Here is a 1762-nt window from a genome sequence, read left to right on the forward strand (position 1 = left end):
AAGATGCGTTCTGTGATTTTGGATGGGATTGTGCTTGATGATTTTTTGCCTACAGCTATTAGTGGTTCTCTTGATGCGACAGTTACTGAAGATAAAAAGCTAAAGGTGGAGATAAAAGCAGGTGAGTGGGGAGTGATGATAGACTCTTATACCCCTCATAATCTGACGAAACTCGAGAATCCAACATATCAGTTTGCCTATGCCAATCAAGAGGTTTGGACTCTGCAAACTGATCCCAACTATAGAACTATAGAGATAGAGGGAGCGACATCCATTGACCCTGCTCAAACTAGTCTACCAAAAGAGTGGAAGTCTCTTCCTGCTTATTTAATGGCAGATGGAGTTTTTGTTATCAAAGAGCTTTACAAAAGTGCAAAACAGCAACATAAAAATGAGTTTAGATTAAAACGGCAGATTTGGTTAGATTTTGATGGTGAGGGCTATACAATTAGTGACAGTATAAACGCTAAAATCTCCGAGGTGAGACGATTAGAGGCTACCAATATTTTGGATTTGGCTTCGGTCTCACTCAATGCCAAACCAACGCTTATAACTACACTAGGAGATACTCCTCAAAAAGGTGTAGAGTTGCGTGAAGAGAGCTTAAATATAGAGGCTTCTAGTAGATATGAGGGCGATATATCTCTGCCACCTGCTAGTGGTTGGGATGAGAAATTTGACTCTGTGAGTACTACTCTTCATCTACCACCAGCATGGAGGCTTTTTGCCTCTTTTGGTTCGGATGGCAGAGGTAGTGCTTGGATTGATAAGTGGAATTTGATGGATATATTTTTGGTTCTGTTGCTTGGGATTGCTATCTATCAGCTATATGGTTGGGGGTGGTCTGCTCCTGCGACTCTGTTTATCATTCTGCTTTGGCATGAGAGTGATGCACCGACCATTATTTGGCTTTTTGTTTTGGTATTGGTTGCTCTGCTCCGTGTTTTGGAGGAGGGTAGATTGAGAAAAGTTCTAAAAGTTTTTATGACTATAGTGGTGGCTATTACTGTTTTGCAGGTATTGAAGTTCTCGGTTCAGGAGATACGCACGGCACTCTATCCACAACTGGAGAAAGAGTATCACAATACATTTAACGCTTTTTCGCCTACATTAAGTGCTAATATGGATGAGACAGACTCTGTGGTGTTTAGAAAAGAGAAATCTTTATCATACAGACAGAGAAATATGCCTGTTCAGGAGGCTTATGTTCCTATTAAAAATAAGGTAAGCAAATCACAGAATCAGATAATGCAGAACCGAATTGACCCAAATGCTGTAGTACAGACAGGTATAGGCAAACCAACATGGAGTTGGAATAGTCACCAGTTCTCTTGGCAGAGTGCTGTAGGCAGTGATGAACGGTTGGAGTTGTGGCTTATCTCTCCTGCTCTCTCTAAGATTTTGAAAGTTTTACATATTATCGGTATGCTTTTTCTGCTCTATATGTTTCTGCGTGAGTTTGTAAAAACTACAGTTCCAAAATTGAATAGAAATGGGGCTAAAGTTCTCTCTATTCTGTTGCTGTTGACACTTTCTCCAAACACACTTAGAGCAGATATTCCATCAGACAAGATATTGGAGGAGTTGAAAACCAAGTTAACTGTAGCACCTAGTTGTCTACCTCATTGTGCGACTATAGAGAGTGTAGAGGTAGATATTGTAGATAATACTGAAAACTACGGAAAAACCCCAAATTACTCCCCAACCCCAGCAAAGTCAGTAATCTCTCTCCACTCATCATCCGAAATTCCCCTGTCTTCCT

The 1762-nt window shown here is 40.6% G+C and carries 1 protein-coding gene; it reads left to right on the forward strand.

The genetic code is table 11. From position 1 onward, the window contains the following. The coding region (locus GSY74_RS03920; RefSeq protein WP_223157456.1) for a hypothetical protein at nt 1–1762 on the forward strand (1762 nt) is incomplete at both ends.

This window comes from Sulfurovum sp. bin170, assembly GCF_010892395.1.
GTDB lineage: Bacteria > Campylobacterota > Campylobacteria > Campylobacterales > Sulfurovaceae > UBA1140.